At 62.7% G+C, this 4,271-nt stretch carries 4 protein-coding genes and 2 pseudogenes; all 6 read right to left on the bottom strand.

Annotation, left to right across the window (positions count from 1 at the left end; all coding sequences use genetic code 11):
* Positions 1-7: 7 nt before the first annotated feature.
* The 6 genes and pseudogenes from K7711_RS49605 to K7711_RS46840 all read right to left on the bottom strand — a co-directional run bounded on the left by K7711_RS49605 (position 8) and on the right by K7711_RS46840 (position 4,110).
* Entirely contained in the window at positions 8-358 is a 351-nt protein-coding gene (locus K7711_RS49605) for a hypothetical protein (protein ID WP_443678121.1), read from the bottom strand.
* A gap of 133 nt (positions 359-491) precedes the next feature.
* Positions 492-587, bottom strand: a pseudogene (locus K7711_RS49600) (hypothetical protein); the annotation flags it as partial.
* 116 nt (positions 588-703) lie between these two features.
* Positions 704-1,018, bottom strand: a pseudogene (locus K7711_RS49595) (IS110 family transposase); the annotation flags it as partial.
* Between the two features lie 332 nt (positions 1,019-1,350).
* A complete protein-coding gene (locus tag K7711_RS46850; protein ID WP_222979626.1) occupies positions 1,351-1,671 on the bottom strand; it encodes a ribbon-helix-helix domain-containing protein in 321 nt (106 codons plus the stop codon).
* A 478-nt stretch (positions 1,672-2,149) separates the two neighbouring features.
* The gene (locus K7711_RS46845; RefSeq protein WP_235748897.1) at positions 2,150-2,887 is read right to left on the bottom strand and encodes a TetR/AcrR family transcriptional regulator; all 738 of its coding nucleotides are present in this window, start codon (positions 2,885-2,887) and stop codon (positions 2,150-2,152) included.
* 152 nt (positions 2,888-3,039) lie between these two features.
* Entirely contained in the window at positions 3,040-4,110 is a 1,071-nt protein-coding gene (locus K7711_RS46840; RefSeq protein WP_235748895.1) for an NAD(P)-dependent alcohol dehydrogenase, read from the bottom strand.
* Positions 4,111-4,271 lie beyond the last annotated feature (161 nt).

The raw sequence follows: 4,271 nt of genomic DNA, 5'->3' as shown, positions 1-4,271 counted from the left end.
GGGTGTTTCACTCGTAGGTTCGGGCCGCTGGCGAGCACACGCTTGTCGGCACAAGATGTGGACCTCGGCCAGCCGTGGAGGATGCCGACGGGCCGGTTGGCGACATGCTGCAGCGGGGCATTGTGGTTGAGCCCCCGGCTCGCTGCTGGTCGTAGTAGGCGCGGGCGCCCAGTGACGCCTTCAGGGCGCAGAACGCCTGCGTGAGCAGCGCGTCGACGAGGCGGTCCTGGTGCACGAACCGGGCGAGGACGAGCTTCGACTTCCCCGACGCACGGGTGATCGGGGACGTCGCAGCGTAGTTCTTCCGCGATTCCGCGGTCGCGTAGCGGGTGTGGCCGTCTCCGAACTCGGCGAGCACCCGGGCCCCGAGAATATGCCCAGTCCCGGCTGGGATCCGGAGTATCGAGGTCCTCGAACGCCTCGATCGCGGTCGGGAAGTACTCCCACAGAGCGTGTTTGAGCCGCTGAGTATGACGGGTGCGTTCCCAGATCATCGTCTTGTTCGTGCGTGCGTCGACCTTCACGGCTTGCGCGTCGGCGCTGTCACCGGCCACGACTCGCAGTTGATGAGCGTCGGTGAGGACCATGTCGGTCGGCGAGTGCGCATCAGCGGCATCGGACCTCGCGCGCCGGACACGCTGCGGCGTTCCCGAAACCTCGCGGCTTGCAGCGGGTTCACCGCGTAGCCGGCCGCGATCAACGCCGCGCCCGAGGGGCCGCGACCGGTTTCCATACCGATCCCGACCTCGGTGTCCTCGGGATCGTCGCCGAGGTGCTCGCCGATTATCGCGTGCAACCGGGTGATCCCGGTGGTTCCTTCGGGCTGGCGGGCTTTGGCGAGCCGTTTCCCAGCCTTGTCGATCAGTTCGACATCGTGATGGTCCGATGTCCAGTCGTCTCCGACCAGCAGCACCACAGCTCCCCGTTCGTCGTTGTCGGACAACAGTTCCGGCAGCGCGGAAGAATGTCGGCGACCTAATGAATCAGTGCTCACACCGGCCGACGGCGGGCACGACATCCCATCAGCGATCTCCTCCTCCCGGCGAACCGGCGGGGGCACCATCTCAGATCAGGACTCGAAGTCCAGGCTCCGCATGTGCTCACCCGCCGGTCACTACCGCCAGCGAGTCTGCCTGATCCGTCGATCACCTGGACCTGCTACAACTCATTAGGTTCCGTGCAGTTTCACTGCGAACAAACGGCGTGGAGCCGGGTGGTTCGTGCACGGTTGGCCCGCCGCGGTGCTCGTGCCGTGAACAAGCCCATGTCACTGCTCATTCGGGGTACCGCAGCCGCCGTGTCCGCCCTGAAGACGTCGAAATTACAGGGCCGACATGAGATTTCCGTTGCTCAGTTGCCACAGTTCTTGACGACGTACAACCGAGGAGTCGGAAGTGTCAGCCCGAAGAAGTGGGCCAGTGCGACACTGATAGCTTCTTCGTCCGAGCGATCGGCCAATCGAGCAGGATCTTGCGGATCGATCTTCAGCGTGAGATCGGGCTCGGAAAGTGCGCGGTTCGTCTCCGGCGGGGTAGGTGATGGATCGTCGTTTCGGGATAGCGCTTGGCGCAGAGCGTCGTTGACAACGTGGCGTTTCGATCTACGTTGTCTTCCGACGGCTTCTTCGAGCAGAACAACCACGTCATGATCGAGAGCCACAGTCATTCTCATGCGTCCATGATCCCTGTTCGATGCTCGAACCATGGAGAACGGACGATAGAGAGAACAATTTCACACAGCGCAAACATCGTCCTTGCGATGGGGCGGTTTCGGCTGTGTGCTGCATTCGGTGCTCTCGGAACTGTTCCCGATTCCGCAGTCTTGGATACGGCATGAATAATCTTGTCGTAGTGAGTGTTTCGCCGAGCCGTACCGACATTTCGGCTGGTACCGACCCGCGATCGGGCATGATCAGCTAATGCTGGCCGGAGCCCGAGAAGAGAGCGCGGCACGACCGGACCCGAAAGCGCTTCTGTGCATGCGTGTCGGCGCTCAGGGCGCTGATCAGGTCTCTCACGCCATCGTAGTCATGCAGAACAACTGCCGGTGTCCCGCAACCGTTGAGCCCCAACGCAATCACGGAAGCGACCCGGGTGGGCAGAACTCGAGTAGCGTATCGATCGAACCCGGCGACTCGGTGCCGAATGGTCTATCGCCGCGTCCGCGAATGATGTGTGGCCGGATGTCGCGCTGGCGAGGCTTCGGCTGTTCCCAGCGGCTTGTTCACGGCTTCGGCGAACTGGTCGAGTTGGCGGCGCACCTGCGGCAACGGGCTGGATTGTGTGGTATTCCCAGCCCATTCGTAGAGGGCTTTCCACATTGCCCGCCAGACACCATAGGCGATGGCCTCGGCCAGGATACGGTCCTTGGTGCGCTGAACGAGGCAGTCGGCGGCCGTGGCGCGCCATCCCAGGCTATAGCTCTCATTGCGTTCGCTGAGTTCATCGATGGTGCTGATCATCGCAATCTGAAGCCGCATGATTTCAGGACAGTGAGGAATCAGCTGGAAGCCGATGATGACCGCATCGATCACCTTGTCGAGGGGGTCGCTCTCGGCCGAGGCGGCGATATTCTGCTGAAAGCCCTCGATGTATCGGTCCATGTTCGACCAGATCAGATCGGTCTTCGCCGGGTAGTACAGGAAGAGTGACTTGCGGGAGATCCCGCATGCGCTGGCAATCTCGGCCATGCTTGTCTTGGCATAGCCTTGGTTGTGCAGCAAATGCACCGCCGTCTCGACGATCGCGGTCGGGTTGATGCTCTGAGGACGCCCGCGCTTGGCTCGGGCAGGTTTCCGAGTCACTGAACCCGTCCTTCCGTCGATACCCTCTTCGTCGTCGCTGTGAGAGGCCGACGGCGCCTCATTCGTCCCGGATTGGCTCGACATCTTCACCGCGTCCAATCTTTTCTTCCGCTTCCGCAGGCCGCCCGCCACCGCCGAATCAGAGCAACCGCCGTTCAGGCATCACCACAGTCTGTCCTGAGCCCCGAGCAGGCAGCTGATTCTCGCTGCGGTACGGGGCTGCCACTGCTCAGGGTTCAGCGCTGGGTCATGTCGATCACGAACCGGTAGCGAACGTCGTTGCGGGACAGTCGCTCCAGCGCTTCGTTGATCTGGTCAGGTGAGATGATTTCGACGTCAGCGGTGATGTCGTGCTGGGCGCAGAACTCGAGCATTTCGTGGATATCACGGGTGCCGCCGGTTGCGGAGCTGGCGATGCTGCGACGCTTACCGGCAAGGGTGCCAGGGTGAAGGTCGAAGCGATCGGGGATTCCCAGTGAACAGAGGGTGCCGTCAAGTGACAGGGTATCGACGATCGGGCCCATCGGATACGTGGTGGAGACAGTGTCGAGGATGAAGTCGAGCCGCCCGGCCTGCGCGGCGACTTGTTCTCGGTCGGTGGTTACGACCACCTCGTCTGCGCCCAGAGCGAGGATTGTGTCGCGTTTTCGGGGGGAGGTGGTGAAAGCGACTACATGGGCGCCGAGGGCGTGGGCGAACTTGACACCGAGGTGGCCGAGCCCACCGATGCCGACTACCCCAATCGTGCTGGCCGGTCCGATACGCCAGTGTCGCAGCGGCGACCAGGTGGTGATCCCGGCGCACAGCAGCGGCGCTGCGCCGGCGAGATCCAGACTCTCGGGCACACGGAAGACGAAGCGCTGGTGGGCAACGAGTGAGTCGGCGTAGCCGCCGCGGGTACGGCTACCGTCGACTCTGTCGATCCCGTCGTAGGTCATGGTCGGGCCGGCCTCGCAGTAGACCTCCATCTGCCGTCGGCAGGGCTCGCACTCCCCGCAAGAGTCGATGATGGTGCTGACCGCAACGATATCGCCGGGGCGCACGTTGGTGACCTGGTCGCCGACGGCAGTCACCCGGCCGACCATCTCGTGGCCGGGCACGAGGGGGAACTCCTGCCCCCACGCGCCGATCGTGTGCAGGTCGCTATGGCAGACCCCGCAGAACAAAACGTCGAAGACTACATCTTCCGGACGCGGTTCACGTTGCTCGAACTCCCAGGTGGTAATCGGTCCGTTGCGCTCCAGGGCTGCATAACCGCGGACGGTCCTGACCTGACCGCTGAGTGTTTGGGACATGGCGCTGCTCATGCTCGTATATATTACACTCGGTAGAGAAATAGTCTCGCCGGGGCGGCCGGCAGCGTTGGCCTTCTCTCGGAAACCTCGAATAAACAGTGTATTAGTTGTACTGTAACTCTAAGCGATTAGGTCTCTCCGCGGTCCAGTGCAGCTGGTGGGGTGGTTGCGGG

Origin of the sequence: Nocardia coffeae, assembly GCF_019890715.1 — a bacterium.
In the GTDB taxonomy this organism is placed as follows: domain Bacteria; phylum Actinomycetota; class Actinomycetes; order Mycobacteriales; family Mycobacteriaceae; genus Nocardia; species Nocardia jiangxiensis.
This window is presented reverse-complemented; position numbering and strand designations above follow the sequence as displayed.